Source organism: Stenotrophomonas sp. 82F1, from assembly GCF_056861525.1.
Genome location: NZ_JBSPUD010000023.1, coordinates 30822 through 57289 on the forward strand (window position 1 = coordinate 30822; position 26468 = coordinate 57289).

Sequence of the window (26468 nt, forward strand, 5' to 3'; positions counted from 1 at the left end):
CATCATCCAGGCGCAACGCCGCCACGCTATGCTGCGCGCCTGCCGACCGATCCCACTGCGATGAAGCTCGCCATCCTGTCCCGCAACACCCGGCTGTACTCCACCCGTCGGCTGGTCGAGGCCGCGCGTGCGCGCGGCCACACCGTGCGCATCCTCGATCCCCTGCGCTGCTACATGCGCATCGCCGCGGACGGCTTTTCCATGCACTACAAGGGGCGGCCGATGACCGGCGTGGACGCGGTCATCCCGCGCATCGGTGCTTCGGTCACCCGCTATGGCACCGCCGTGCTGCGCCAGTTCGAATTGATGGGCGCGCGCACGCCCAATCCATCCGACGCGATCCTGCGCTCGCGCGACAAGCTGCGGGCACACCAGCTGCTGGCCGCCAAGGGCATCGACATGCCGGTCACTGTTTTTGGCGACAACCCGGACGACACCGTCGACCTGTTGTCCATGCTCGGCCCGCCGCCGCATGTGGTGAAGCTCAATGAAGGCACCCAGGGCCGTGGCGTGATCCTCACCGAGAAGGCCAGCGCGTCGCGCGGCATCGTCGAAGCCCTGCGTGGGCTGTATGCCAACTTCCTGATGCAGGAGTTCATCGGCGAGGCCAAGGGCGCCGACCTGCGCTGCTTCGTGGTCGGCGACCAGGTGGTGGCGTCGATGCAGCGCCAGGCTCCGGAAGGGGATTTCCGCTCGAACCTGCATGCCGGCGGTACCGCGGTGGCCTCCAAGGCCAGTCGGGCCGAGCAGCAGGTGGCCGTGCGTTCGGCCAAGGCGCTGGGGCTGGGGGTATGCGGGGTGGACCTGATCCGCTCCGAGCGCGGCCCGCTGGTGCTGGAGGTGAACTCCACTCCCGGCCTGGAAGGGATCGAGGCGGCCTGCGGGGTGGATGTCGCCGCACGCATCATCGAGCATGTCGAGAAAATCAAAAAATCCTGATATTTCAATAATTTGAAATTTAGTTCAGGCGGGATTGGCGGGTTTAACACCGCTTTAATCGCCCCGGGCGTAGCCTTCAACGAACCGCAGCTCTGCCTCTCAGCAGGATCGGTATCGGGATACAACTTCAGGCCCAGGCGGGTGCACCGCCTGGGTCTTTTTTATGCCCGCGCCCCCTGCCAAGGGGCCCTTGTGGGCACGTGGGGACACTCGTAGAGTTGGGCCTTCGTTCCGAAGGATCGGGAGGTTGGCGATGTACCGCACCACGATGATCGTGCTGTTGTTGTGCCTGCCTGGCGTTGCACTGGCCAAGCCGGAAAAGGCGGCTGTGCAGATGGACCGCCAGAGCCCGGTGGCCGAGCAGGTCCGCCAGGTCGAAAAAGCCCTGCAGCAGGGCGATTACAACGAAATCTCCTCCGAGGACCGCAGCCAGGTCCAGCAGGCACTGGCACGGATCACCCAACGGATGGGCGACCGGCAGACTGTCCAGGAGCTGCCGCCGCAGGTGCAGAATGACGTCTTCAACGATCAGGAGCGGGTCAACAGCATCCTGACGCGCGCCCACGACGACAGTCGCCAGATCTGCTCATACCAGCGCACCACGGGCAGCAACATGCCCAAGAGCCGCTGCATGACCGTGGCCGAACGCCGCCGTATCGAAGAGAAGGGCAAGGCCCTGCTCAACGACCAACGCACCTACAGCAACGTGAACCCGGATTCCAAGCTGTAAGGCTACCTGCACCCTGCCGGCCAGCACTTGCTGGCAGAGCGCGCATCCGCATACAGTCGGCGTTCACCTCAGACAGGGATTCGTTTGTATGAAGCATCCAGTGATATCGGCGGTTCTGGTTTCGGCATTGGCCCTGGTCGCTGCCTCGGCAGGGGCCAAGAGTGCCGAAGAGGTCTTCCTGCCGGGGAAGCCGCTGCTGCAGCAGGTTGAGCGCATCGAGATCGAGCTCAACGATGGCGAAACCTATTCCGAGCTGCGCCAGGAAGAGCGCGGCAAGGTCCGTGAGACCCTGGTTCGCATCCGCGCCGCTGCCGAGCAGTATCCGACCAAGGACGCGATGCCTGAATCGGTACGAACTGAGGTCTTCAACGATCAGCAGGTCGTGAACACCGTTTTGACACAGGCGCGTGAAGATAGTCGTCTAATATGCCGACGTGAGAAGGCCATTGGTTCCAACATGTCGTCCACGCAATGCATGACCGTCGCCGAGCGTGCTCGGCAGAAGGACAAGGCACAGCGCGACATGGGCCAGGCCCAGCGCGTCGGTAAATTCGTCAATTAGAGGTGACAGTGAGAATCCTGGTAATCGAAGACAACAGCGACATTGCGGCCAATCTGGGTGACTACCTGGAGGACCGGGGCCACACCGTGGACTTCGCTGCCGACGGAGTGACCGGATTGCATCTGGCTGTCGTGCATGAGTTCGACGCGATTGTCCTGGATCTCAACCTGCCCGGCATGGACGGTATCGAGGTCTGCCGCAAGCTTCGCAACGAAGCGCGCAAGCAGACCCCGGTGCTGATGTTGACCGCGCGCGATTCGCTGGACAACAAGCTGGCCGGCTTCGATTCCGGTGCTGACGACTACCTGATCAAGCCCTTCGCGCTGCAGGAAGTCGAAGTGCGTCTGAACGCCCTGTCGCGTCGCGGCAAGGGCGTGCAGACCCGCGTGCTGGAAACCGGTGATCTGGAATACAACCTGGATACGCTGGAAGTGCGCCGCCAGGGCAAGCTGCTGCAGCTCAACCCGACCGCACTGAAGATCCTGCAGGCGTTGATGGAAGCGGCCCCGGCCGTGGTCACCCGGCAGGAACTGGAAACCCGTGTCTGGGGCGAAGAGCTGCCGGACTCCGATTCGCTGCGCGTGCACATCCATGGCCTGCGCGCCGTGGTGGACAAGCCCTTTGAAGTGCCGATGATCCAGACCCGCCATGGCATCGGATACCGCATCGCCACGCCGGAAGCCTGATTCTGTGGCAAGCAAGGGGGAGCGCCGGCGCACGCCTTATCGGCGGCGTCTGCGCAGCCGCATCATCGTCTCGTTCGTGTTGTTGGGCTTCTGCCTGACGACACTGTTCGCGTTCGCCACCAACTGGGCCCGCATGCGGGTGGAAAACCAGCTGGTGGAAGACGTGATGAACCGCAACATCAGCGAGTACGTGCGGCGTTACTACGAAAGCCCGGACCGCAACCCCGATCTGCCGGTGCAGCAGATGCGCGCGCGCCTGATCAAGCCGGACAAGTTCGAGGCGTTGCGCGAGGAAGAGCCGGACTGGTACGAGTTCAAGGACGGCTTGTACAACATGGGCGGTGTGGACGAGCGCGGTGAGCGCTATTCCTACAAGCTGGCCGTGCGCAAGACTCCTGATGCCTGGGCGTTCCTGGCCTACGACATGACCGACAGCGTTCGCGGTGGGCAACAGCTCAACCGCGCGCTGTTCCTGTCGGTGCTGGTGTTCAGCCTGCTGTCGCTGGTGCTGGGTTGGTGGTCGGCCTCCAAGGTGATGAAGCCAGTCTCGGATCTGGCCGCACGCCTGCGTGCGTATCGTGGCGGCACCAGTGAGCCCGAACCTTTGGCACCGCGCTTCCCCGATGACGAAGTGGGGCAGCTGGCGCAGGCGCTGGATGATTATTCCTCGCGGCTGACCGAAGTGGTGCAGCGCGACCGTGAGTTCAATGCGGACGTCAGCCACGAGCTGCGTACGCCGTTGGCGGTGATCCGTGGCGCCACCGAACTGCTGCTGACCCGCCCGGGCCTGGACGAGAAGGTGCTGCAACGCCTGCAGCGCATCCAGCGTGCCGAGCAGCAGTGCAGCGATCTGATCGGCGCGCTGTTGCTGCTGTCGCGCAACGAACGCGGGCAGGGCAGCAGCAATGTGGCGCGTGTGGCCGAACAGCTGCTGGATGCGCATCGCGCGCAGTTGGGTGGCAAGCCGCTGGAACTGCACCTTGATGGCGAGCGCGATCTGGTCATCGATGCCCCCGAAGCGGCGTTGTCGGTGGCGTTGGGCAACCTGATCGGCAATGCGGTGAAGTACTCGCAGGATGGCGAGGTGCGCGTGCATGTGGGCGCCAACGCCGTGTCGGTAACCGACAGCGGGCCGGGCCTGAGCGAGGAAGATGCCGCCAAGCTGTTCCAGCGTGGCTATCGCGGCACCCACGCCGGTCACTCGCAGGGCGGCGGCATTGGCCTGTCGATCGTCAGCCGCCTGTGTGATCTGTACGGCTGGCAGGTAAGCGTGCGCCCGGGCGGTGCCCGTGGCGTGATCGCCACGCTGACGTTCTCGCCGAAGCCGCTGTAACCCATTCTGGCTGCGGCTTCGGTAGGTGCCGACCTTGGTCGGCACAAATCCATCCGTCGCCAAAATCTCCCACTCGGCGCTATATGTCGCATGCAACGCCAATGCAGCTTTCGCGAAGGCGCGGCGTCACTGGCCCGGCACGACACCTGCGTGATGCAGTCCGCGCGCTGAGCGTGTCACACCGCACGGTTCCGCAGTCGGTTGGCCCACATGGCGTTTTCGCCTCATGACCGCAGTGCATGCAGCTGGCGAGATGGCATGGCTGGGGCCATCGCCCTGGCCGGGATTGGCGTCCTGAATAAACCCGACAACTTGAAAGCTCCAGATGCGCTTTGGCCATCATGGAAAATGCACCGCATGCCTTCTGCTTCGGCGGGCGGTGCGTGGGGACTCGCAAGAGTCCGCTGGAGTCTTTTTCCTTGCTTTCGAGTTGTTGGGTCTCCGGTACGCCAACCCGCACCGTCCGCCACCCCGCATCCGCGGGTGGCCTTGCCGTCTGCGAGGAGCATTGCCATGTCTGCACGCACCACCTATCCCAACCTGCGCCGCCTGGTCGGCGAATCCGCCGATCAGTTGCCGGCCGACATCGCCGAACGCATCGAAGACGTGCTGGCCGAACCCAGCGACCTGCTGCCCGCGCTGATGGCACGCATGGATGGCCGCGACAATGCCGATGGCCAGACCCGGCAGGGCACCGGCCTCACCCCGTCGCAGGCAGTGACCCTGGCCAGCCTGAGCCGCACCTTGGCTGGCCTCAATGCGTTGATCCAGATGCTGCACGCCGCGGAAGCGGCACGGGTGCAGGGCAGCGCAGGACAGCAGCTGCCGCCGGACGTGGTGGAAGGACTGTTGTTGGCCACCCGCGAACTGGCCCGCTACGCCCGCCAGCAGCTGGAGTAGATCCACGCCATGCGTGGATGCCTGTCGCGCGGAGCCGGTGAAGTAGATCCACGCCATGCGTGGATGCCATTCGCGCGGAGCCGGTGAAGTAGATCCACGCCATGCGTGGATGCCTGTTCGGGCGGAGCCGGTAGACCTGCCGGCTTACCCGACAGCCAACCCCAGATATCGTGCGTGCAACCGCTCCACCTGCGCTTGCAGGTCATCCGGATGTCCATCATTGACCACCACGTCATCGGCCAGCGCCAAGCGCTGTGCGCGGGTGGCCTGGGCGGCGATCATCTGGTCGGCCAGCGCGGCGTCGATGCCGTCGCGCTGCATCAGCCGGGCGTGCTGCACAGCTTCGGGCGCATCCACCAGCAATACCCGGTCCAACCACGGGTAGGCCTGCCGCCCACCGACCTCGGTCAGCAGCGGGATGGCGGCAATCGCATAAGGGCTGGCGGCCTGCTCGCACTGCTGCTGCATCAGCCGGCGGATGGCCGGGTGGGTGATCGCTTCCAGCGCCGTCCGCTCGGCCGGGTCTGCAAAGATGTGGGCACGCAGACGCGCCCGGTCCAGGCTGCCGTCGGCCAGCAGCATGTCCGCGCCGAAGCGCTCGGCAATCAGAGACAGGGCAGGGCTGCCCACCGTCACCACCGCGCGCGCGGCAAGATCGGCGTCGGCCACGACAATCCCCAGCGCCTCGAAGCGCCGGGTGACCTCACTCTTGCCCGAGGCGATGCCACCGGTCAGGCCCACCACATACTGGCTCATGGGGACTCCCCTCAGCGCAGCCCGCTCATCACCAGATACTGGTTCAGCAGGGGCTCGCCCCACATGAAGAACAGCCAGCCGGCCAGTGCCAGGTAGGGGCCGAACGGGATCGGCGTCGCCCGGTCACGACCACGGCTGTACAGCCAGATCGAACCGATGAGGGCGCCCAGCACCGACGACATCAGGATGATCGGCAGGATGCCCTTCATGCCGCACCAGGCGCCCAGCGCGGCCAGAAGCTTGAAGTCGCCGTGGCCCATGCCTTCCTTGCCGGTCAGCTGCTTGAACAGCCACCACACCGACCACAGCGACAGGTAGCCCAGCAGGGCGCCCAGCAGGGCAGGTTTGGCCGGCATGTACAGGTTGTCGATGCTGCCGATCAACCCCAGCCACATCAGGGGTAGGGTCAATTGGTCCGGTAGCAGCTGGGTGCGCAGATCAATGCCGGACAGGGCGATAAGGAAGCAGGTCAGCACGATCGCACCGAAGCCCTGCCAGCCGAAGCCGAACTGCCACACACAGGCCAGCACCATCACCGCGGTCAGCGCTTCCACCAGCGGGTACTGGATGGAGATGGGCGCCTTGCAGTGGCGGCACTTGCCGCCCTGGATGATCCAGCTGAACAGCGGGATGTTCTCGTACCAGGCCAGCTTGTGCTTGCAGTGCGGGCAGTGCGAAGGCTCAACCACGATGCCTGGCGGGGGGGGCTCGTAGAAGTCCGGCTCCTCCAGCACCTCGCGCGCATCGCGCTTCCACTGCCATTCCAGCCGCTTGGGCAGGCGCAGGATGACGACGTTCAGGAAGCTGCCGAGAAGCAGTCCCAGGCCGGCCGCAGCGGGATAACCGAGGCCGGGATGCTGGTCGAGAAATGCCATGTATGTTTTATCCGACGACGGCGCCGAGCTTGAAGATGGGAAGGTACATGCCGATGACCATGCCGCCTACGACGACACCGATGAAGATCATGATCATCGGCTCCAGCAGGCTGCTTAGTGCATCCACAGAATTGTTGACTTCCTGCTCATAGTACTCGGCAACCTTGAACAACATGGTATCCAGGGCGCCGGCCTCTTCGCCGATTCCAGTCATCTGGATGACCATGTGCGGGAACAGCCCCTGCTGTTTCATGGCCATGTTGACCGGGTAGCCTACTGATACATCGTCGCGCATGCGCAGTACGGCTTCTTCGTAGACCTTGTTGCCCGTGGCTCCGGCAACGATGCCCAGCGCTTCCACAAGTGGCACACCTGCCTTGAAGGTGACTGCAGTGGTGCGGGCGAATCGAGCGATGGCACTGTTGTGCATGATCTGACCAATGACCGGCACCTTCAGGATCAATCGATCCATGGTGTGCTGCATTCTTGGCGAGCGCTTATAGCTGACAATGAAACCAACCACAGCACCAAACAGTACGATCGCCATGAGCCACCACCAAGACACCATAAATCTTGACAGGTTGACGATCATCTGGGTAAAGGCAGGCAGGTCGGCGCCGAAGCCGCGGAAGACCTCCTCGAACTGTGGCACTACATATATGAGCATGATGGAGCTGACCAGCAGGGCAACTACTACAACCATAGCTGGATAGAAAAGGGCCTTCTTGATCTTACCCTTCAGCGCCTCGATGTTTTCCTTATAAGTGGCTACGGTGTCGAGCACGGTTTCCAGAACACCAGCGCCTTCGCCCGCCCGCACCAGATTGCGATACAACTCGTCGAACTGGACTGGATGTCTGCTGACCGCCTCATACAATGACGAACCACCTTCGATATCGGTGCGAATGGTGTCGACCATCTTTTTCATACGCGGGTTCTTGTGCCCGCTGGCGATGATATCTAGTGCCTGGACGATTGGTACGCCTGATTTCATCATGGTCGCCATCTGACGACTGAAGAAGGCGATATCCTTTGCGCTCACAGGCTTGCCCGCGGCTCCAAACAGCGGCTTGGATTTGGGCTTGACCTGACCCGGATTGATGCCTTGCCGGCGTAGTTCGGCTCGAAGCAGATTGGCGTTCTTGGCCAACTGCTCGCCTTTCATCTTGATCCCCCGCTTGTCGGTCCCCTCCCAGACAAACGGCTGCAATTCCATGGTGCTACGCGCCACGGGCTCTTTCTTGATCGCACTGCGACTGACCGACATGTGGACTCCCCAAGGCCCGCCATCCCCAGGCGGGCATCATGACCGGAGATGTTAGCTGGTTCGAGACCATCCGGGGAGCTTGCCAACGTGACGTGCGGCAGGGTTTTCGTCGTGGCGGGGCCGAAGGTGACGCAACGCGTCACATTGCCGGGTCCATCGCAATTTCTGCTCAGGGGGGTTCCCATCCACGAAATTGCTGCCATCATTGGTCCCGGGGAAATCCAGGGGGAGGCGTGCCGGGGTTGGCACGCAACCTGCGTTGATCCACCCGCAGGGCACAGGACCCGCTCAGCCGGCCGTTGGTCGGATCGATTCTGTGCACTGAATCAACCACCACTATCTTGGGGATGTACGACTATGAAGAACCAAAAGGGCTTCACCCTTATCGAATTGATGATCGTTGTTGCGATCATTGCAATCTTGGCCGCTATCGCTATCCCGCAGTACAACGACTTCACCGCCCGTGCGCAGATGTCGGAGGCCTACACCTTGGCCTCTGGTTTGAAGACTCCGATCGCTGAAGCCTACTCTCAGGACAATGGCGACGCATCTTGTGCTAAGCCGGCAAACACGGTTTCCAGCGGTAAGTACGTTACTTCTGTTGAGGTTGCTAAGTCTGGTAACAATTGCGCCATCACTGCGACGATGAAGAGTGCAGGCGTCAATGCCAAGGCTTCTGGCAAGAATGTGGTGTTGACTTTCGCCCCCGCAACTGGCGCGTGGACCTGTGCTACTTCGGCAGACTCGGAAGTCCAGCCGAAGGCCTGCACCACCGCTGCTTCGGGTAGCTGATTTATAGTTTTTGAATTAAAAAAGCCCCGGCGTCGCCGGGGCTTTTTTTTGGCATGGGTTTTGCCCTTTGTCCACTCCTATCCGCGCGTTGGGGAGCGCTCAAATGAACAGACAGTCTGGTTTTACGCTCATTGAGCTGATGATCGTAGTGGCCATCATTGCGATCCTCGCAGCTATTGCGATTCCGCAATACAACGATTACACGGCGCGCACTCAGCTCGTCGAAGCTGTGACGATGTTGGGAGGGCTGAAGACTCCAGTGGCTGAGCAGTTCATCAATAGCAATGGAGCTTCTTCCTGCGTTTTACCAAACAATGCTGTGGTAATCGGTAAATATGTGGAGAACATAGAGGCGGCTCCAGCCGTTCCTTGCGTCATCATCGCGACGATGAAGGCTGTAGGCGTGAACGAAAAAGTGAAGTCTGCAACGATCACAATTACATATGTGGCGAACACAGGGAATTGGGATTGCAAGACCAGCGCCCCGGTGGAAGTGGCACCGAAAGCTTGCCCGCACGACTGATGCATTTGATGGTTTCGGGTTGGCGGCGCTTACGATAGTCTGCGCAGGGGAGTAGGAGTGCACAGATGAACACCATTGTTAACGCTAACCTCGTCGGCATCACCGGCCTGGCCCGCCGCTTGGTCCAAGACGGCGCGCTCGATGAGGTTGCCGCACGTGATGCAATGGCCAAGGCCACTGCCGCGCGTCAGCCGCTGCCGACCTGGTTTGCGCAGAACAAGGTCGTTGGTGCTGCCCAACTGGCGGCTGCCAACGCGGTCGAATTCGGCATGCCGCTGTTCGACGTGTCGGTTTTCGATGCCAGCCAGAACGCGATGAGCCTGGTCAGCGAGGAATTGCTGCGCAAGCACAACGTGCTGCCGTTGTTCAAACGTGGCGGCAAGCTATTCGTCGGCACCAGCAACCCTACCCACTCGCTGGACGAGATCAAGTTCCACACCAATCTGGTGGTGGAACCGATTCTGGTGGATGAGGATCAGATCCGCCGCACGCTGGAGCAGTGGCACGCCAGCCACGACACCATCGGCGATGCCTTGGGTGGCGACGACGAGGGCATGGCCAATCTCGATGTCGGTCTTGGTGATGATGAGGGTGGAGGCAACGATTCGGGCATCGACGCCAAGGGCGACGATACCCCGGTGGTCAAGTTCATCAACAAGGTGCTGATCGATGCCATCCGCAAGGGCGCGTCGGATATCCACTTCGAGCCCTACGAAGACGACTACCGCGTGCGCTTGCGCATCGACGGCCTGCTGAAGATGGTCGCGCGCGCACCGAACAAGCTCAACCAGCGCATCGCTGCGCGCCTGAAGGTGATGGCGCAGCTGGATATCGCGGAAAAGCGCGTGCCGCAGGATGGGCGCATCAAGCTCAACCTGTCCAAGACCCGTCAGATCGACTTCCGCGTCAGTACGCTGCCCACCCTGTTCGGCGAGAAGGTGGTGCTGCGTATCCTCGATGGCAGCGCGGCCAAGCTGGGCATCGACAAGCTGGGTTACGAGCCGGACCAGCAGAAGCTGTTCCTGGACGCCATCCACAAGCCGTACGGCATGGTGCTGGTAACCGGCCCGACCGGTTCGGGCAAGACGGTGTCGCTGTATACCGCGCTGGGCATCCTCAACGATGAGACCCGCAACATTTCCACCGCCGAAGATCCGGTGGAAATCCGCCTGCCCGGCGTCAACCAGGTGCAGCAGAACAACAAGCGCGGCATGACCTTTGCCGCCGCCCTGCGCTCGTTCCTGCGGCAGGATCCGGACATCATCATGGTCGGCGAAATCCGCGACCTGGAAACCGCCGAGATCGCGATCAAGGCGGCGCAGACCGGCCACATGGTGCTGTCCACGCTGCATACCAACGACGCGCCGCAGACCATCGCGCGCCTGATGAACATGGGCATCGCGCCGTACAACATCACCAGCTCGGTGACGCTGGTGATCGCCCAGCGCCTGGCGCGCCGCCTGTGTTCGAACTGCAAGCGCCCGGCCAATCTGCCGGAGCATGCGCTGCTCGCCGAGGGCTTCACCCAGGCGCAGCTGGACGCGGGCATCGAGCTGTATGAGGCGGTGGGTTGCGATGAATGCACCGAGGGCTACAAGGGGCGTACCGGTCTCTACCAGGTGATGCCGATGACCGACGAGATCGCGTCCATCGTGCTGGCGGGCGGCAACGCGCTGCAGATTGCCGAGGCTGCGCAGGCGATCGGCGTGAATGACCTGCGGCAGTCGGCGCTGAAGAAGGCGGCTGCGGGTGTGACCAGCCTGGCCGAAATCAACCGCGTCACCAAGGATTGATCCCTGCAGGGCAAGAGCCCTGCAGGGACACCTCGGCAGAGGTCAGGGGCGCGGCGGGCAACCGTAGGCCAGTACACCGTCGCGGTTGCACAGGTTCTGCAACCGTGCGGGGTCGAATGAGCCGTTGTTGAGATAGGTCGAGCCGTTGTTGCGTCGGCAGGGAATCTGCATCTGGCATCGGCCGGCAACCACTTCCACGCTGTTCACCATGCAGGTGAGGTAGGCCTCGGACCGCGCGAAGTTTTCCTGGCACACCAGCGGGGTCGTCTGGGCACTTGCATCGGTGCTGTGCAGGAGGCTGATGCCAGCCAGAAGAGCGAGAGCGAACAGTGGTTTCATGACGTGTACTCCTTGGATTGGAAGGAGGACACAGGGTGCACGTGCGAGCTTACGGATCACTTCGGAATGGTTGCAATAGCAGCTGCTCGCGATCAAAAACAGGCGCTGGTCGCGAACAGACTGTGACCTTCGTTGCGGCAAACCCCAATCATGCGCTGCCCGCATCGCGGGTCTCGATGCGGCGCGGGGCATTTGCGACTGCTCACCTCCGTCGTGCCCTGCACGTTGTCGGTCAGCGCTGGTAGCGCCTGGGATGCATCCGCGCAGCGTATGGGCCTTACTCCATCCCCAGCTTCTTCAGCTTGTAACGCAGCGCGCGGAAGGTGATGCCCAGCTGCGCGGCGGTACGGGTCTTGTTCCAGCGGTTTTCTTCCAGCGCGCGCTGGATGGCACTGCGCTCGAGCTGCTCGATGTACGAGGGCAGGGCGGCGCTGCCCGGGTGCAGGTCGACCACGGCTTCGGCATGCGCAGCGCTGCCCGGTGAACGCGGCGCGTGCTGCGGCAGGCGCAGGTCGTCGGCGCCGATACGGTCTTCCTCGGCCAGTGCCAGTGCGCGTTCCAGGATGTTCTCCAGCTCGCGCACATTGCCCGGGAAGCCGTACTGTGCCAGCGCGTCCAGCGCCGAGGGCGCCAGCAGCGGGGTGGCGCGGCCGTGGCTGCGGGCCAGCCGTGCCAGGATTGATGCGGCCAGCGCCGGCAGATCCTGGCGGCGCTCGCGCAGGGGCGGCACGCGCAGTTCGATGACGTTGATGCGGTAGTACAGGTCGTGGCGGAAACGCCCGTCCTCGACCAGCTCGGCCAGATCCTTGTGGGTGGCCGAGAGGATGCGCACGTCCACCGGCTCTTCACTGGGCGCGCCAACCGCGCGCACCGATTTTTCCTGGATCGCGCGCAGCAGCTTCACCTGCATCTGCAGCGGCAGTTCGGCCACTTCATCCAGGAACAAAGTGCCGCCGTGCGCGGCCTGGAACAGTCCCGGCTTGTCGGCATGGGCGCCGGTGAAGCTGCCCTTGCGATGGCCGAAGAACTCGCTCTCCATCAATTCGGTGGGGATGGCGCCACAGTTGACCGGCACGAACGGCCCGGCTGCGCGTGCGCCCTGCGCATGGATGGTGCGCGCAACCAGCTCCTTGCCCACCCCGGATTCGCCGAGGATGTAGACCGGTGCCTGGCTGCGCGCGACCTTGCCGATGGTGGCACGCAGCACGTCCATGGCCGGCGATTCGCCGAGCAGGCGCGCGGCCTGTTCTACGGCGGGGCCGGTAGCGGGGCGTTCGCTGTTGTTGAGTTCCAGCGCATGCTTGACCAGGCCGCGCAGCACGGTGATGTCCACCGGCTTGCTGACGAAATCGAACGCGCCCGCCTTCAGTGCTTCCACTGCCAGGTCCATGCTGCCGAAAGCGGTGATCATCGCTACCGGCGTGCGCGGATAGTGCTGGGCGATCTCGCTGACCAGTTCGATGCCGTTGCCGTCGGGCAGGCGCATGTCGGTGATGCACAGGTCATAGGGATTGCTGGCCAGCAGTTCGCGGGCTTCGGCGAGGTTGGCGGCGGTGCTGATGCGCAGGCCCATGCGGCCGAGGGTCAACACCAGCAGTTCGCGGATATCGCGTTCATCGTCGACGACGAGGGCGCTGCGGGTTTCGTTCATGGGTGGGAAAGATAGCCGAGGGGGTGGGATGCGACAAATGTTTGACGCACGAAATCAGTCCGGAAACAGGGTGTGCGGGCCAGGCAGAACCAGGCGGAAGCAGGAGCCACCGGCGGGGACGGGGATGTAATCCAGTCGTGCCTGGTTGGCGCGGCACAGCTCGCGGGCGATATACAGGCCCAGGCCGGTGCCGTGCTCGGAAGTGGTGAAGAAGGGGCGGAACAGCTGCGCGGCGACGGTCTCGGGAATGCCCGGGCCGCGATCCATCACGTCGATCACCGCACTGCGTTCGTGCTGGGCCACACGCAGCCGCACGCGCGCGGGCTGCTCGCCGATGCGACCGTACTTCAGGGCGTTGTGCACCAGCACGGTCAGCACCTGGTACAGGTGGCGCGGGTCGACCTGGGCCGGCACCGAGGTGTCGTTGATGATCGGCTCGATGCTGTCGGTTTCCAGCGTCTGCCCCTGCTTGTACTCCAGCACGAAGCGGCGCACGAAGGCCGCGAGATCGACGTTTTCCGGATTGGCGCGTTCGCGCCGGGCCAGGCCCAGCACGCTTTCAACGATGCCGTTGGTGCGTTGGCACTGCTGGTGGATGATCTGCAGCAGGCGGCGGTCGCTGTCGTTGAAGCCGGTGCCTTCTTCCAGCAGCTGCACGGCGTAGTTGATGGCCGCCAGCGGGTTGCGGATCTCGTGGGCAAGGCTGGCCGAGAAGCGCCCCATCGCCGACAGGGTGAGCGATTCGGCGCGGCGCGAGACCACGCTGGAGTCATCCAGGAACACCAGCACCAGGTCGCTGCCGGCCAGCAGGCGGGCAAAGCGCGGTTGTACTTCCGGCTGGTCGGGGTTGAGCTGCAGCGGCATTTCGTCCTGCGCCCAGCCGTTGCGCCAGCGTTGCAGGCGGCGGGCAAGTTCGGGGGCGACGCTGGCCAGGTCGAGGCGGCCGGAATCACTGTTGCCGTCGCTGTCGCCGAGCAGGATCGAGGCGGCCTCGTTGGCCAGGGTAATGCGGTTGTCGGCGTCCACCACGACCACGCCGGTACGCATGCGGCGGATGATCAGTTCGTTGATCTGGAACAGGTTGGCCACTTCGTCGCCACGCTGGTTGGCCAGCTGCTGGTTGCGGCGGGCGCGGTTGCCGACCTGGTAGCTGATGAAGGCCAGCGCCAGGTAACTGGTGGCGAACATCGCCAGCTCGGCCAGGGTGCGGGTGGGATCGCCGCCTTCCAGCACCTTCCACAGGTACTCGGCGGCGGTGGCGACGCTGGCGGCCAGCGCCAGCACCAGGCCCCAGCTGAGCGGCAGCAGGGTGGCAGCGGCGGCGATGTTGAACAGCAGCGACATCGAGATGCCGGCGCTGGCACCGGGCAGGGCGTGCGCCAGCAGGCTGGCGGCGACGATATCCAGCAGCACGCCGCCGACCACGATGGGCCGCAGCCAGCGCTCGTTGCGGCCGATCACCAGCAGCAGCAGCGACAACAGCAGGTAGGCGGCGCCGACCGAATAGGCCAGGCGCGGGTGATGGGCTTCGCCGCTGATCGCCGACAACGGGCTGTACAGCAGGGCGGCGATGACCGAGGCGATCAGCACCCGGTACAGGGCGAAGAAATACAGCTCGCGCCGCGGTATCGATTCGATGCGGTCGATCAATGAAGCACTGGGTGACACGCCGGAACTCCCCTTCTGGCTGCCTGGAACTGGATCATGACGGCGGTGGGCCGAACCTGCCCGACGTCCCCCGATCGTCGGATCTGCTCGCTGCCCGGTTGCCGGCACCGTGGGCTCGAATTTACGGGGCCAGTATAGGGCGCCTGCACCGGGCTGGGCTGCGCAATCGGCCGGGGCCGGCACGGGGGCTCTGGTCCATGCCGTGCCGCAACTGCCTGAATGACCGTGGAAATCTGGCCGGGTGCGGCCTTTTGTCCATACTTCTTTGCGCCCCGGCGCCGGCTCGGCCACAATAGTGGGCCCGCCGCGGTCCATGCCGGCGCCCCGCCGGGGCCCTGAGGAATTGCGTGCGGTCGTTCCTATTCCCACGGTGACGCATGAATTTCCACGAATACCAGTCAAAACAACTGCTTGCCGAGTACGGCATCCCGGTCCCGGCCGGCAAGGTCGCTGCGACCCCGGACGAAGCTGTTGCCGCTGCCAACTCCCTGGGCCAGGGCCCCTGGATGGTCAAGGCGCAGATCCACGCTGGCGGCCGCGGCAAGGCTGGCGGCGTCAAGTTCTGCAAGACCACCGACGACGTGAAGGCCGCTGCGGCCAAGATGCTCGGCACCAAGATGGCCACCTACCAGACCGCTGGCGTTGAACTGCCGGTCAACCTGGTGCTGGTGACCACCGCTGGCGAGATCGTCAAGGAACTGTACCTGTCGGTGCTGGTTGACCGTGGCACCAAGACCATCACCTACATCGCTTCTTCGGAAGGCGGCGTGGAGATCGAGCAGGTCGCCGCTGAAACCCCGGAGCTGATCCACTCGCTGAACGTCGACTTCGTCGAAGGCGTGCAGGGTTACCACGGTCGTGATTTCGGCTTCAAGCTGGGCCTGACCGCCAAGCAGGCCGGCCAGTTCGCCAACATCATGGTGAACCTGTACCGCCTGTTCAACGAAAAGGACCTGGCGCTGGTCGAAATCAACCCGCTGGCCATCCTGGACGACGGCAACCTGTACGCGCTGGACGGCAAGTTCGACAGCGACGACAACGCCGCGTTCCGCCAGAAGGCGCTGGTCGCCATGCGCGACAAGACCCAGGAAGATCCGACCGAAGTGATCGCTTCGGAACTGGACATCAACTACGTCACCATGGACGGCAACATCGGCTGCATGGTCAACGGCGCCGGCCTGGCCATGGCCACCATGGACGTCATCAAGCTCAACGGCGGCGAGCCGGCGAACTTCCTGGACGTGGGCGGCGGTGCCAACAAGCAGCGCGTCATCGAAGCGTTCAAGCTGATCCTGTCCTCGGACAAGGTCGAAGGCATCTTCGTCAACATCTTCGGCGGCATCGTCCGCTGCGACATGATTGCCGAAGGCATCATCGCTGCTGTGAAGGAAGTGGGCGTCAAGGTTCCGGTCGTGGTGCGCCTGGAAGGCACCAACGTGGAAGAAGGCAAGCAGCTGCTGCGTGACAGCGGCATGGCCATCATCCCGGCCGACAACATCAACGACGGTGCCAAGAAGGTCGTCGAAGCTGTCAAGAACGCCGCCTGATCCGACACCGAAGGAAATCCAATGTCAGTTTTGATCAATAAGAACACCAAGGTGATCGTGCAGGGCTTCACCGGCCAGCAGGGCACCTTCCACGCCACTCAGATGATCGAGTACGGCACCCAGGTTGTCGGCGGCGTGACCCCGGGCAAGGGTGGCACCACCCATATCGACCTGCCGGTCTTCAACACCGTGGCCGACGCCGTGCAGAGCACCGGCGCCAACGCTTCGGTCATCTACGTGCCGCCGCCGTATGCGGCTGACGCGATCCTGGAAGCCGCTGCTGCCGGCATCAAGGTCATCGTCTGCATCACCGAAGGCATCCCGGTGCTGGACATGCTGCGCGTCAAGAACGTGCTGACCCGTTCGCATCCGGACACCGTGCTGATCGGGCCGAACTGCCCGGGCGTCATCACCCCGGGTGAGTGCAAGATCGGCATCATGCCGGGCCACATCCACAAGCCGGGCAAGATCGGCATCGTGTCGCGTTCGGGCACCCTGACCTATGAAGCGGTCAAGCAGACCACCGAAGTCGGCCTGGGCCAGTCCACCTGCATCGGCATCGGTGGTGACCCGATCAACGGCCTGAACTTCGTCGACTGCCTGAAGCTGTTCAACGAAGACCCGCAGACCGAAGGCATCATCATGGTCGGCGAAATCGGCGGCGACGCTGAAGAAGCCGGTGCCGAGTACATCAAGAACCACGTGAAGAAGCCGGTCGTCGGTTTCATCGCCGGTGCTTCGGCTCCGGCCGGCAAGCGCATGGGCCACGCCGGTGCGATCGCATCGGGCGGCAAGGGCACTGCCGAAGGCAAGTTTGCTGCAATGGAAGCTGCTGGCGTCGTCACCGTGCGTTCGCCGGGCGACCTGGGCGCTGCCATCGCCAAGCTGGTGAAATAAGATCGACTGCCTCCGGCAGACGATTGTGTAGAGCCGAGCCCACGCTCGGCTGCCTGAAACAGAAAGGCCGCCTCCGGGCGGCCTTTCTGCGTCTGCAATGGGGTCAGATCCCTTTTGCCATGCAAAAGGGATCTGACCCCAGCGTTACAATGGCGGCATTGCAACCACAGGCTGGATTCCAATGGCTTCGATCCGCATCGCGATGGCGCAGTTCGACTTCCCGGTCGGCGACGTCGCCGGCAACACCGAGCGCATCATCGAGATGATCGGCCAGGCGCGCGACGAGTACGGCGCCGGGCTGGTGATGTTCCCCGAGCTGGCAGTCAGCGGCTATCCACCGGAGGACCTGCTGCTGCGCCCGGGCTTCCTGTACGAGTGCGAGCAGGCGATGACCCGCATTGCCGCGGCATGCCGTGGCATCACCGCCGTGGTCGGTTGGCCGCAGGCGGCCGGCGCGGTGGTCTACAACGCGGCCAGCGTGCTGCGCGATGGCCTGGTGGAGCAGACCTACCGCAAGCGCGAGCTGCCCAACTACGCGGTGTTCGACGAGCGTCGCTACTTCGATGTCGATCCCGACGGTGGCAGCTGCGTATTCGAGGTTGATGGCATTCCGGTGGGACTGCTGATCTGCGAAGACCTGTGGTTCGCCGAGCCGCTGGCCGATACGGTGCGGGCCGGTGCGCAGTTGGTGGTGGTGCCCAACGCTTCGCCCTACGAGCGCGGCAAGCATGCCCAGCGCGATGCCGTGCTGGCTGCACGCACCCGCGAAAGCGGCGCGGCCATCGCCTACCTCAACGTGGTGGGCGGCCAGGATGCGCTGGTGTTCGATGGTGCATCGGTGGTGGCCGACGGCGATGGCACGGTGCATCCGGCCGCGGCGGCCTTCGTCGACCAGTGGCTGGTGGTGGAGTACGACGGTGCGACGCGCCGCTTCATGCCGCACGTGTGGTTGGACGACGGCGACGAGAGCATGGATGCGCTGGCCTGGCGCGCGGTGACCCGCGGCATCCAGGACTACTGCAGCAAGAACGGCTTCAAGAAGGTGTGGCTGGGTCTGTCCGGCGGCATCGACTCGGCGATCGTGCTGGCGATGGCGGTCGATGCCCTGGGCGCGGAGAACGTCACCGCCGTGCGCCTGCCCTCGCGCTATACCGCCGGCATGTCCAACGACCTGGCCGCCGAGCAGTGCGAGGCGCTGGGCGTGAAGCTGGAAGCCGTTTCCATCGAGCCGGCATTCCAGGGCCTGATGCAGGCGCTGGCACCCATGTTCGAGGGCACCACGCCGGATGTGACCGAAGAGAACCTGCAGTCGCGCAGCCGTGGCGTGATCCTGATGGCGTTGGCCAACAAGTTCGGCGGCCTGTTGCTGACCACCGGCAACAAGAGCGAGTACGCGGTCGGCTACGCCACGATCTATGGCGACATGTGCGGCGGCTACGCACCGCTGAAGGATCTGTACAAGACCGAGGTGTTCGGCCTGTCCAAGTGGCGCAACACGGTGGGCGGCGCGCCGGTGATTCCGCCGGCAGTGATCAGCCGCCCGCCATCGGCCGAACTGCGCGAGAACCAGACCGACCAGGACTCGCTGCCGGCCTACGATGTGCTGGACGGCATCCTGTACCGCTACATCGACCAGGAGCAGTCGCGTACGGAGATCGTTGCCGCCGGCTACGACGCGGCGGTGGTGGATCGTGTGCTGCGCCTGGTGCGCATCAGCGAGTGGAAGCGCCACCAGGCCGCGCCCGGCCCGAAGGTTTCGCGTCGCGCGTTCGGGCGTGAGCGCCGGTACCCGATCAGCAACGGCTACAAGGGCTGAGGGCTGGTTGCGGGGCCCATCCAGAGTGGGTGCGGCCCCTGGTCCGCACCGTTCAGGATGAGGTGCATGCCCCATCCACGCGTGGCGTGGATCTGCCAGGCAAAAAAAAGGCCCCTTGCGGGGCCTTTTTTCTTACTTCTTTTCCAGTCGCGCGTTGCGCTGGCCGGTGGCGGCGGACTTCTCGCCGGCAAACGGGTTCAGCTTGCGGATCATCCACGGGTACTTCGGCCACTTGCCTTCCAGCCACGGGTGGTCCGGCTGGTTCAGCTGCAGGACGCGGCGGGCGTCGTCGGCCAGGGTCTTGTTGCCCAGGTGGGTGTAGGAGTCGGCCAGTACCGCCACGGCATCGTTCTGGAACGCGCTCTGCGGGTAGGTTTCCAGCAGGTAGTTGGCGCGGCCGGCGGCCGAGACGTAGGCGCCACGGCGCATGTAGTACAGCGCGTTGTCGAGTTCGTGCTGGGCGAATACGTCACGCAGCACCAGCATGCGCTGGCGCGCGTCGGCGGCATAGCGGCTGTTGGGGTAGCGGTCGACCACGATGTTGAAGTCTGAATACGCCTGGTGCGGCGTGGACAGATCGCGGCGGCTCGCGTCCAGTGACCATACGCGACGCAGGAAAACCGTATTGCGGTTGGAGTTGGCCAGGCCGCGCAGGTAGTACAGGTACGCGATGTTGCGGTGGGTCGGGTAGGTACGGATGAAGCGGTCGATGCTGGACACCGCGTCATCGTGCTTGCCGGCCTTGTACTGGGCATAGGCCGATTCGATCATCGCCTGCTCGGTGTACGGGCCGTAGGGATACTGTGCCACCAGACGGCGGAAGCTGGCTTCGGCGCCGCTCCAGTTGCCGCCTTGCATCAGCTTGTGGCTCTTTTCGTAGAGCTGTTCGACCGGGGTGCCTTCATCAGGGCGATCGCCCTTGGTGCCGCGGTTGCAGCCGGTGGCGACGATGACCAGCACCAGCAGAAGGGCGGTCAGGCGGACGGGCGCGGAGAGCAGGACGGAGCGTCGGATCATGGGGTCAATGCGGGACGCGGCTGGAATACGAAGGGTCGATGATAGCCTAGTGTCCTGTCCAGCGACTGAAACCGGCTCGCCGGGACCCCAAAATTTCAAAGATACCCCCCTGCCATGTCTGAACAACCCTCCGAATCGGCCCGCCAGGCCATTGTCCCCGACACCTCCGCCGGCCGTCGTTTCGACGCAGTCGTGGCCGAGCTGTTCCCCGAATATTCCCGCTCCCGCCTGACCGAGTGGATCAAGGCCGGCGACGTCCTGCTGGACGGCGCGCAGGCGCGGCCGCGCGACGCCCTGCGCGGTGGCGAGGTGGTCACCCTGCAGGTGGTGCTGGAAACCCAGACCACCGCCGAGCCGGAAGACATCCCGCTGGACGTGCTGTTCGAGGACGAGCACCTGCTGGTGATCAACAAGCCGGTCGGCCTGGTCGTGCACCCCGGTGCCGGCAACCACAGCGGCACGCTGGTCAATGCGCTGCTGTACCGCGACCCGTCGGTGGCGGTGCTGCCGCGCGCGGGCATCGTGCATCGCCTGGACAAGGACACCAGCGGCGTGATGGTCGTGGCCCGCACCTTGGAAGCGCAGACTGCGCTGGTCGAGCAGCTGGCCGCCCGTGACGTGCACCGCCAGTACCTGGCCGTGGTGATGGGTGCGCTGGTGGCCGGTGGTACGGCGGATGCGCCGATCGACCGTCACCCGCGCGACCGCCTGAAGATGGGTGTGCGCGAGGATGGCAAAGAAGCGGTGACCCATTACCGCCTGCGCGAGCGCTTCCGCGCGCATACCGCGCTGGAATGCCGCCTGGAAACCGGGCGTACCCACCAGATCCGCGTGCATATGGCGCACCTGCGCCATCCGATCGTGGGCGATCAGCTGTACGGCGGCGCGCTGAAGCTGCCCAAGGGTGCCAGCGACGAGCTGGTGGCCGCGCTGCGCGGCTTCAAGCGCCAGGCCCTGCATGCAGAGACCCTGGAGTTCGTGCACCCGATCAGCGGTGAGCCGGTGCGCAACACCGCGCCGGCGCCGGCTGACATGCTGCACCTGATGAAAGTGCTGCGCGAAGACAGCGCAGCCTTCGCCGAACGCGAGCGGAACCGCTGGTAATGACGACCGCGCTGCCACTGCTGCAGGCCGATTGGCCGACGCCCCCGGGCGTGCATGCACTGACTACGCGCCGACGCGGCGCGGGGGTCTCGCCCGAGCCGTTCGCGCAGTTCAACCTGGGCAACCGGCATACGGCCGATGGTGACAGCCCGGCCAATGTCGAGCACAACCGGCAGTTGCTGCAGCAGGGGCTGGCGCTGCCGTCGGCGCCGCATTGGCTGCGCCAGGTGCACAGCAGCACCGTGCTGCGTTTCGCTGCGCCGCCGGTGGAGGGGGCCAGCGAACCGGTAGCCGATGCCGCGGTGACGTCGGTGCCTGGCGTGGTGCTGGCGATCCTCACCGCGGACTGCCTGCCGGTGGTGTTCGCCGCTGTCGATGGCAGCGAGGTGGGCGCCGCCCATGCCGGTTGGCGCGGCCTGGCCGACGGCATGCTGGAGGCCACCGTGGCCGCCATGCAGACGCCGCCGGCACAGCTGCGCGCGTGGCTGGGCCCGGCAGCGGGACCAGCCGATTACGAGATCGGCGAAGAGGTGTACCACGCCTTCGTCGGCCACGACGCGGCCGCTGCGGCGGCCTTCGTGGCAACCCGCCCCGGCCACTGGAAAGTGGACCTGTTCGCGCTGGCGCGACAGCGTCTGCAGGCGGCGGGCATGGAGCTGGGCAACATCCATGGCGGCACGGTCTCGACCATGGCCGATGCGGATCTGTACTCGCATCGCCGCGACCGCCGTACCGGACGGATGGCGACGCTGGTGTGGATGGACTGATGCGCGGGGATCGCGCTGCGGGTGTAGAGCCTGGCGGCGTGATCGTCTTCGACGGCGTCTGCGCGTTGTGCAGCCGCTGGGTGCGTTTCCTGCTGCGGTTCGACCGGCAGGAGCGCTTTCGCTTCGCGGCAATGCAGGGCGCGCAGGGCAGCGCGTTGTTGCGGGCGCACGGGCTGGACGCGCACGACCCGACCTCGTTCCTGCTGTTGGACGGGCAGGGCGCGTGGACCGATACCGATGCGATCCTGCGCGTTCTGGACGCACTGGGCAGTGGTTGGCGCTTGGCGGCCGTGCTGCGCGTGCTGCCACGGCGCTGGCGCGATGGTGCGTACCGCGTGCTGGCGCGCAACCGCTATCGCTGGTTCGGGCGCCATGACGCCTGTTTCCTGCCGACGCCGGCACAGGCCGCGCGCTTCCTCGATTGATCGCCTGTTGTTGTAGAGCCGAGCCATACTCGGCTGGCTCTTGCGCAGAGTCGAGCGGAGCAATCGAGCATGGCTTGACTCTACAAAAGCCAGCCGAGCACGGCTCGGCTCTACAGGAGCGCTTGCCTCAGCCTTCCAGCGCCTCGAGGTAGCTGCGGCGCCAATGGTTGATGTCGTAGGTGCGCAGGTGTTCCATCATCGCGTGCCAGCGTTCCTGGCGCTTGCGCAGTGACATCGTGGCGGCGGTGGCGATGGCATCGGCTACGCCGTCCAGGTCATGCGGGTTGACCAGCAGCGCCTGCTTCAGTTCATCGGCGGCGCCTGCCAGCAGGGACAGCACCAGCACGCCCGGATCTTCCGGGTCCTGCGAGGCCACGTATTCCTTGGCCACCAGGTTCATGCCATCGCGCAGCGGGGTGACCAGGCCGACAGCGGCGGCACGGTAGAAACCGGTCAGGGTGGCGTGGGTGAAGTTCTGGTTGACGTAGCGCAGCGGGGTCCAGTCGGGCTCGGCGTGGCCCCCATTGATGTGGCCGGCAATCTGCTCCAGCTGGCTGCGCAGTTGCCGGTACTCGGTGACATCGCCGCGCGAGACTGGCGCGATCTGCAGGTAGGTGAGCGAACCGCGCTGGTCGGGATGGCGCTGCAGGTAGCGTTCGAAGCCGAGGAAACGCTCGGGCAGGCCTTTGGAGTAGTCCAGGCGATCCACGCCGATGGCGAGCTGGCGGTCGCGCAGGCTGCTGCGCAGGTTCTTCACTGCTGCCTTGCTGGCGGCGGTGCTGGCCTGGCGGGCGATCAGCTCGGTGTCGATGCCGATCGGGAACGCCGCGGCACGGAAGTGGCGTCCACCGGGCGCTTCGAGGTTGCCGTTGTCGAGCACCCGACCGCCGCCGAACAGGCGCAGGTAGGTCTGGAAGCGATCGGCATCGCGCTGGGTCTGGAAGCCGACCAGGTCGTAGGCATACAGCGCCGAGAACAGCCGCAGATGGTCGGGCATGGCCTGCAGCAGGTCGGCCGAGGGCATCGGGATGTGCAGGAAGAAGCCGATGCGGCAGCCGATGCCGCGCTCGCGCAGCATCGCGCCGAGCGGAATCAGGTGGTAATCGTGGATCCAGACGATGTCGTCTTCGCGCAGCAGCGGCGCCAGCTTGTCGGCGAACAGTGCGTTGACCCGGTGATAGGTCTCGCGGGTGCCGCGGTCGTAGTCGACCAGGTCCAGGCGGAAATGCAGCAGGGGCCACAGCGTGCGGTTGGCGAAGCCGTTGTAGTAGCCATCCACATCGCGCTTGGCCAGGTCCATGGTGACGTACTGGATGTCACCATCGCGCTGTTCGTGCAGCGCGCCACTGGCCTCGCGCACGCTCTTGCCACTCCAGCCGAACCACAGCCCACCGCGCTCCTTCAGTGCCGCCAGCAGGCCCACGGCGAGGCCGCCGGCACGGTTCTCGCCGGGGACGGCCACGCGGTTGGAAACAATGACAAGACGGCTCACGAGGCCTCCTGCCAGGAACGCGACAGGCGCATCGCCGCGGTGATCAGGCCGACATGCGAGTAGGTCTGCGGGAAGTTGCCCCAGGCCTCGCCACCGTCGAAGGCGAGGTCCTCCGACAGCAGGCCCAGATGGTTGCGTTGCTGCAGCAGCGCTTCGAACATCTCGCGCGCTTCGTCCATGCGGCCGATCGCAGCGAGCGCATCGATGTACCAGAACGTGCAGATGGTGAAGCTGGTTTCCGGCTCGCCGAAATCATCCGGTGCGATGTAGCGGTACAGCGCGTTGCCGTGCTTGAGGTCGCGGCCGATGGCCTCGACAGTGGCGACGAAGCGTGCGTCGTTGGCATCGATGAAGCCGATGTCGGCCAGCAGCAGCAACGAGGCATCCAGGCGGTGGCCATCGAAGGTGTCGGTAAAGTGGCCGAGTTCTTCGCTCCAGGCTTTTTCCATGATGCGTGCGTGGATGGTGTCGGCACGTTCGCGCCAGTACTGCGCGCGGTCATCACGCTTCAGGCGCACGGCGATCTTGCACAGGCGATCGCACGCCGCCCAGCACATCGCACTGGTGTAGGTGTGCACTTCGGTGCGGCCGCGGAATTCCCACAGGCCGGCGTCGGGCACGTCGTGCAGGGCGAAGGCCTGTTCGCCCAGCGGTTCCAGCCGCGCGAAGGTATGGCTGTCACCGGGATCCTGCAGGCGGCGGTCGAAGAACAGCTGGGTGGAGGCCAGCACCACGCTGCCGTAGACATCGTGCTGGCGCTGCACCCAGGCCAGGTTGCCGCGCCGCACCGGGCCCATGCCGCGGTAGCCGGACAGGCTGGGTACTTCATCCTCGTCCAGCTTGGCTTCGAAGCCGATGCCGTACAGCGGCTGCAGGGTGCCGTCGGTGGTGGCGAGGTTGAAGATGTAGCCGAGGAACTGCTCCATCGTGCGGGTGGCGCCCAGGCGGTTCAACGCGCGCACCACGAAGGCGGCATCGCGCAGCCAGCAGTAGCGGTAATCCCAGTTGCGCACGCTGCCGGGCGCCTCCGGAATCGAGGTGGTCATCGCCGCGATGATCGCGCCACTGTCCTCGTACTGGCAGAGCTTGAGGGTGATCGCACTGCGGATCACCGCGTCCTGCCATTCCAGCGGAATGGACAGGTAGCGCACCCATTCGCGCCAGTAGTCGCGGGTGCGCTGGAAGGCTTCCTGCACGTAGCCGCTGATGGAACGGTTGAGCGATTCATCCACGCCCAGGATCAGGTGGATGGGATGGTTGAGCACGAACGGCATGCCATCACGCACGAAGCGCACCGGGACATCGGTGGTCAGCCGCAGCACATGTTCGGGCAGGATCCAGCGCACATGGTTGCTGCCCCAGGTGGACTCGGGCACGCGCGCGCCCCAGTCGGCCAGCGGGCGTGCGCGGATCACGATGCGCGGGCTGCCGGACAACGGACGCACCTGGCGGATCAGGCTGACCGGCCGGTAGAAACGATCGTTCTGGCGCCAGCGCGGGGCGAAATCGAGGATTTCCAGCGCGCCGCCATGCGCATCGCGCAGCACGGTGCGCAGGATCGCGGTGTTGGTGAGGTATTCCTGTTCGCTGTCGGCGAAGTCCTCCAGCTCGATGGCGAAGTCGCCGCCGCTCTGCTGGTTGGGGCTGAGCAGGGCACAGAAGGTCGGGTCGCCGTCGAAGGTCGGCAGGCAACTCCAGACAACACGGGCGTGTTTGTCGACCAGGGCGCCGAAGCTGCCGTTGCCGACCACGCCCAGATCAAGATCGGGTTGGGTCATCACGCGGTACATCTCGGTTGCGGCCGTGGGGGCCGGGGTCAATACGCATTCTCACGCAGCCAGGCGTGCACGCTGCGTATGTCGGGCAGCGCGAACACCGCCGCGCTGGGTTCACGTTCACCGATCAACACGCTCCAGCCGTGCAGGCCGTTGGCCGCATCGAAGCCGAATTCATCGGTCAGGTCATCGCCGAGGAACACCGGCAGACGCCCACGGAACGGCAGGTACTGCATCAGCCGACGTACGGCCCGGCCCTTGTTGGTCGCCACCGGAACGAATTCAACGACATGGTCGCCCGGCTGCAGGCGGTAGCTGGCACGGCCGCGGATGTGGCGGTCGGCGAAGGCACGCACGTCGTTGGCGGCATGCGGTGCGCCACGCCAGTGCAGGGCCAGGCCTACACCTTTGTTCTCGACCAGTACGCCGGGGTGGCCATGGGCGAAACGCATGGCTTGTTGATGAAGGGCATGCAGCCAGTCGGCGGTGTCATCGCCATGCTCATCGCGTATCACATGCCCGTCCTGCGCACGCAGTTCGTGGCCATGCAGGCCCGCGGCGGGAAGCTTGAGTGGCGCGAACAACTGGTCCAGCTGTTCAAGCGGGCGACCACTGACCAGTGCGACGGCACCTTCCAGTCGATCACTGATGCGGCCGATGGCTTCACGCACATCGGGGAGAAGCTGCACGGCGTCGGGGCGTGCAGCGAATTCGATCAGGGTGCCATCCACATCGAGGAACAACGCGCAGGCGTCGTCCAGCAATGGAGGTGGCGGACGCAGGGGGAGCGGTTCAGCCATGGCGACCACCATGC

The 26468-nt window shown here is 64.8% G+C and carries 25 protein-coding genes; 15 read left to right on the forward strand and 10 right to left on the reverse strand.

Annotated features, from left to right (window positions below; translation table 11 throughout):
* The first annotated feature begins 60 nt into the window (after positions 1-60).
* The 6 genes from rimK to AC13GI_RS18275 all read left to right on the forward strand — a co-directional run bounded on the left by rimK (position 61) and on the right by AC13GI_RS18275 (position 5150).
* Entirely contained in the window at positions 61-939 is an 879-nt protein-coding gene (gene rimK, locus AC13GI_RS18250) for a 30S ribosomal protein S6--L-glutamate ligase (protein ID WP_025874283.1), read from the forward strand.
* Positions 940-1192: 253 nt separating this feature from the next.
* Positions 1193-1669, forward strand: coding sequence for a hypothetical protein (locus AC13GI_RS18255; protein ID WP_312705554.1), 477 nt, complete (start codon positions 1193-1195; stop codon positions 1667-1669).
* An 88-nt stretch (positions 1670-1757) separates the two neighbouring features.
* Entirely contained in the window at positions 1758-2231 is a 474-nt protein-coding gene (locus AC13GI_RS18260; protein WP_033831854.1) for a hypothetical protein, read from the forward strand.
* A gap of 8 nt (positions 2232-2239) precedes the next feature.
* On the forward strand, positions 2240-2917 hold the full coding sequence (locus AC13GI_RS18265; RefSeq protein ID WP_025874286.1) for a response regulator transcription factor: 678 nt from the start codon (positions 2240-2242) through the stop codon (positions 2915-2917).
* Positions 2880-4250, forward strand: a complete 1371-nt coding sequence (locus AC13GI_RS18270; protein ID WP_088101008.1) for a sensor histidine kinase — start codon at positions 2880-2882, stop codon at positions 4248-4250. The genes AC13GI_RS18265 and AC13GI_RS18270 overlap by 38 nt, the downstream gene beginning before the upstream one ends.
* 513 nt (positions 4251-4763) lie before the next feature.
* Positions 4764-5150, forward strand: coding sequence for a hypothetical protein (locus AC13GI_RS18275; RefSeq protein WP_482996990.1), 387 nt, complete (start codon positions 4764-4766; stop codon positions 5148-5150).
* 144 nt (positions 5151-5294) lie between these two features.
* Here the strand turns inward: AC13GI_RS18275 and coaE are convergent, their stop codons facing one another.
* The 3 genes from coaE to AC13GI_RS18290 are packed head-to-tail and all read right to left on the reverse strand — an operon-like array spanning position 5295 to position 8048.
* Positions 5295-5906, reverse strand: a complete 612-nt coding sequence (gene coaE, locus AC13GI_RS18280; RefSeq protein ID WP_482996991.1) for a dephospho-CoA kinase — start codon at positions 5904-5906, stop codon at positions 5295-5297.
* 11 nt (positions 5907-5917) lie between these two features.
* Positions 5918-6781, reverse strand: a complete 864-nt coding sequence (locus AC13GI_RS18285) for a prepilin peptidase (protein WP_049463888.1) — start codon at positions 6779-6781, stop codon at positions 5918-5920.
* Between the two features lie 7 nt (positions 6782-6788).
* Entirely contained in the window at positions 6789-8048 is a 1260-nt protein-coding gene (locus AC13GI_RS18290; RefSeq protein ID WP_482996992.1) for a type II secretion system F family protein, read from the reverse strand.
* Between the two features lie 357 nt (positions 8049-8405).
* Here AC13GI_RS18290 and AC13GI_RS18295 point away from each other — a divergent pair, with 357 nt between their 5' ends.
* From AC13GI_RS18295 to pilB, 3 genes are all read left to right on the forward strand, one after another.
* The gene (locus AC13GI_RS18295) at positions 8406-8840 is read left to right on the forward strand and encodes a pilin (RefSeq protein ID WP_482996993.1); all 435 of its coding nucleotides are present in this window, start codon (positions 8406-8408) and stop codon (positions 8838-8840) included.
* Positions 8841-8943: 103 nt separating this feature from the next.
* On the forward strand, positions 8944-9363 hold the full coding sequence (locus tag AC13GI_RS18300; protein ID WP_482996994.1) for a pilin: 420 nt from the start codon (positions 8944-8946) through the stop codon (positions 9361-9363).
* 65 nt (positions 9364-9428) lie between these two features.
* Entirely contained in the window at positions 9429-11156 is a 1728-nt protein-coding gene (gene pilB, locus AC13GI_RS18305) for a type IV-A pilus assembly ATPase PilB (RefSeq protein ID WP_482996995.1), read from the forward strand.
* Positions 11157-11198: 42 nt separating this feature from the next.
* Here the strand turns inward: pilB and AC13GI_RS18310 are convergent, their stop codons facing one another.
* The 3 genes from AC13GI_RS18310 to AC13GI_RS18320 all read right to left on the reverse strand — a co-directional run bounded on the left by AC13GI_RS18310 (position 11199) and on the right by AC13GI_RS18320 (position 14814).
* The gene (locus tag AC13GI_RS18310) at positions 11199-11495 is read right to left on the reverse strand and encodes a hypothetical protein (RefSeq protein ID WP_099820873.1); all 297 of its coding nucleotides are present in this window, start codon (positions 11493-11495) and stop codon (positions 11199-11201) included.
* A gap of 277 nt (positions 11496-11772) precedes the next feature.
* A complete protein-coding gene (locus AC13GI_RS18315) occupies positions 11773-13146 on the reverse strand; it encodes a sigma-54-dependent transcriptional regulator (RefSeq protein ID WP_380651198.1) in 1374 nt (457 codons plus the stop codon).
* Positions 13147-13200: 54 nt separating this feature from the next.
* Positions 13201-14814 (reverse strand): sensor histidine kinase, encoded by a 1614-nt coding sequence (locus tag AC13GI_RS18320; protein WP_380651201.1) that lies wholly within the window; start codon positions 14812-14814, stop codon positions 13201-13203.
* Positions 14815-15191: 377 nt separating this feature from the next.
* Here AC13GI_RS18320 and sucC point away from each other — a divergent pair, with 377 nt between their 5' ends.
* The 3 genes from sucC to AC13GI_RS18335 all read left to right on the forward strand — a co-directional run bounded on the left by sucC (position 15192) and on the right by AC13GI_RS18335 (position 19074).
* Positions 15192-16361, forward strand: coding sequence for an ADP-forming succinate--CoA ligase subunit beta (gene sucC / locus AC13GI_RS18325; protein ID WP_025874298.1), 1170 nt, complete (start codon positions 15192-15194; stop codon positions 16359-16361).
* Positions 16362-16382: 21 nt separating this feature from the next.
* On the forward strand, positions 16383-17258 hold the full coding sequence (gene sucD / locus AC13GI_RS18330; protein ID WP_017356169.1) for a succinate--CoA ligase subunit alpha: 876 nt from the start codon (positions 16383-16385) through the stop codon (positions 17256-17258).
* Between the two features lie 181 nt (positions 17259-17439).
* On the forward strand, positions 17440-19074 hold the full coding sequence (locus tag AC13GI_RS18335; RefSeq protein ID WP_380651206.1) for an NAD+ synthase: 1635 nt from the start codon (positions 17440-17442) through the stop codon (positions 19072-19074).
* 132 nt (positions 19075-19206) lie between these two features.
* On the opposite strand, the gene AC13GI_RS18340 is transcribed toward AC13GI_RS18335, so the two are convergent.
* Positions 19207-20091, reverse strand: coding sequence for an outer membrane protein assembly factor BamD (locus AC13GI_RS18340; RefSeq protein WP_099820877.1), 885 nt, complete (start codon positions 20089-20091; stop codon positions 19207-19209).
* Between the two features lie 114 nt (positions 20092-20205).
* Between AC13GI_RS18340 and rluD the strand changes: the two genes are divergently transcribed.
* Genes rluD through AC13GI_RS18355 form a run of 3 tightly spaced genes read left to right on the forward strand, consistent with a single transcriptional unit; the run spans position 20206 to position 22387 of the window.
* Positions 20206-21195: a 23S rRNA pseudouridine(1911/1915/1917) synthase RluD gene (rluD, locus tag AC13GI_RS18345; protein ID WP_099820878.1), complete on the forward strand. Its 990-nt coding sequence runs from the start codon at positions 20206-20208 to the stop codon at positions 21193-21195.
* On the forward strand, positions 21195-21962 hold the full coding sequence (pgeF, locus tag AC13GI_RS18350; protein WP_099820879.1) for a peptidoglycan editing factor PgeF: 768 nt from the start codon (positions 21195-21197) through the stop codon (positions 21960-21962). Before rluD ends, pgeF begins: the two co-directional genes overlap by 1 nt.
* Entirely contained in the window at positions 21962-22387 is a 426-nt protein-coding gene (locus tag AC13GI_RS18355) for a thiol-disulfide oxidoreductase DCC family protein (RefSeq protein WP_482996996.1), read from the forward strand. Before pgeF ends, AC13GI_RS18355 begins: the two co-directional genes overlap by 1 nt.
* A gap of 127 nt (positions 22388-22514) precedes the next feature.
* Here the strand turns inward: AC13GI_RS18355 and otsA are convergent, their stop codons facing one another.
* Genes otsA through otsB form a run of 3 tightly spaced genes read right to left on the reverse strand, consistent with a single transcriptional unit; the run spans position 22515 to position 26454 of the window.
* The gene (gene otsA, locus AC13GI_RS18360; protein WP_180165720.1) at positions 22515-23879 is read right to left on the reverse strand and encodes an alpha,alpha-trehalose-phosphate synthase (UDP-forming); all 1365 of its coding nucleotides are present in this window, start codon (positions 23877-23879) and stop codon (positions 22515-22517) included.
* Positions 23876-25657 carry a glycoside hydrolase family 15 protein gene (locus AC13GI_RS18365; RefSeq protein ID WP_482996997.1) on the reverse strand — a complete coding sequence of 594 codons (1782 nt, stop codon included), beginning with the start codon at positions 25655-25657 and terminating at the stop codon, positions 23876-23878. Before AC13GI_RS18365 ends, otsA begins: the two co-directional genes overlap by 4 nt.
* A 38-nt stretch (positions 25658-25695) precedes the next feature.
* The gene (gene otsB, locus AC13GI_RS18370; RefSeq protein ID WP_099820904.1) at positions 25696-26454 is read right to left on the reverse strand and encodes a trehalose-phosphatase; all 759 of its coding nucleotides are present in this window, start codon (positions 26452-26454) and stop codon (positions 25696-25698) included.
* Between the last annotated feature and the right edge of the window lie 14 nt (positions 26455-26468).

Bases quoted from the DNA above. Each gene is read 5' to 3' on its own strand.
- rimK (WP_025874283.1), top strand. From the start codon at position 61: ATGAAGCTCGCCATCCTGTCCCGCAACACCCGGCTGTACTCCACCCGT.
- AC13GI_RS18255 (WP_312705554.1), top strand. From the start codon at position 1,193: ATGTACCGCACCACGATGATCGTGCTGTTGTTGTGCCTGCCTGGCGTT.
- AC13GI_RS18260 (WP_033831854.1), top strand. From the start codon at position 1,758: ATGAAGCATCCAGTGATATCGGCGGTTCTGGTTTCGGCATTGGCCCTG.
- AC13GI_RS18270 (WP_088101008.1), top strand. From the start codon at position 2,880: ATGGCATCGGATACCGCATCGCCACGCCGGAAGCCTGATTCTGTGGCA.
- AC13GI_RS18275 (WP_482996990.1), top strand. From the start codon at position 4,764: ATGTCTGCACGCACCACCTATCCCAACCTGCGCCGCCTGGTCGGCGAA.
- coaE (WP_482996991.1), bottom strand. From the start codon at position 5,906: ATGAGCCAGTATGTGGTGGGCCTGACCGGTGGCATCGCCTCGGGCAAG.
- AC13GI_RS18285 (WP_049463888.1), bottom strand. From the start codon at position 6,781: ATGGCATTTCTCGACCAGCATCCCGGCCTCGGTTATCCCGCTGCGGCC.
- AC13GI_RS18290 (WP_482996992.1), bottom strand. From the start codon at position 8,048: ATGTCGGTCAGTCGCAGTGCGATCAAGAAAGAGCCCGTGGCGCGTAGC.
- AC13GI_RS18295 (WP_482996993.1), top strand. From the start codon at position 8,406: ATGAAGAACCAAAAGGGCTTCACCCTTATCGAATTGATGATCGTTGTT.
- AC13GI_RS18300 (WP_482996994.1), top strand. From the start codon at position 8,944: ATGAACAGACAGTCTGGTTTTACGCTCATTGAGCTGATGATCGTAGTG.
- pilB (WP_482996995.1), top strand. From the start codon at position 9,429: ATGAACACCATTGTTAACGCTAACCTCGTCGGCATCACCGGCCTGGCC.
- AC13GI_RS18310 (WP_099820873.1), bottom strand. From the start codon at position 11,495: ATGAAACCACTGTTCGCTCTCGCTCTTCTGGCTGGCATCAGCCTCCTG.
- AC13GI_RS18315 (WP_380651198.1), bottom strand. From the start codon at position 13,146: ATGAACGAAACCCGCAGCGCCCTCGTCGTCGACGATGAACGCGATATC.
- sucC (WP_025874298.1), top strand. From the start codon at position 15,192: ATGAATTTCCACGAATACCAGTCAAAACAACTGCTTGCCGAGTACGGC.
- sucD (WP_017356169.1), top strand. From the start codon at position 16,383: ATGTCAGTTTTGATCAATAAGAACACCAAGGTGATCGTGCAGGGCTTC.
- AC13GI_RS18335 (WP_380651206.1), top strand. From the start codon at position 17,440: ATGGCTTCGATCCGCATCGCGATGGCGCAGTTCGACTTCCCGGTCGGC.
- AC13GI_RS18340 (WP_099820877.1), bottom strand. From the start codon at position 20,091: ATGATCCGACGCTCCGTCCTGCTCTCCGCGCCCGTCCGCCTGACCGCC.
- rluD (WP_099820878.1), top strand. From the start codon at position 20,206: ATGTCTGAACAACCCTCCGAATCGGCCCGCCAGGCCATTGTCCCCGAC.
- pgeF (WP_099820879.1), top strand. From the start codon at position 21,195: ATGACGACCGCGCTGCCACTGCTGCAGGCCGATTGGCCGACGCCCCCG.
- AC13GI_RS18355 (WP_482996996.1), top strand. From the start codon at position 21,962: ATGCGCGGGGATCGCGCTGCGGGTGTAGAGCCTGGCGGCGTGATCGTC.
- AC13GI_RS18365 (WP_482996997.1), bottom strand. From the start codon at position 25,657: ATGACCCAACCCGATCTTGATCTGGGCGTGGTCGGCAACGGCAGCTTC.
- otsB (WP_099820904.1), bottom strand. From the start codon at position 26,454: ATGGCTGAACCGCTCCCCCTGCGTCCGCCACCTCCATTGCTGGACGAC.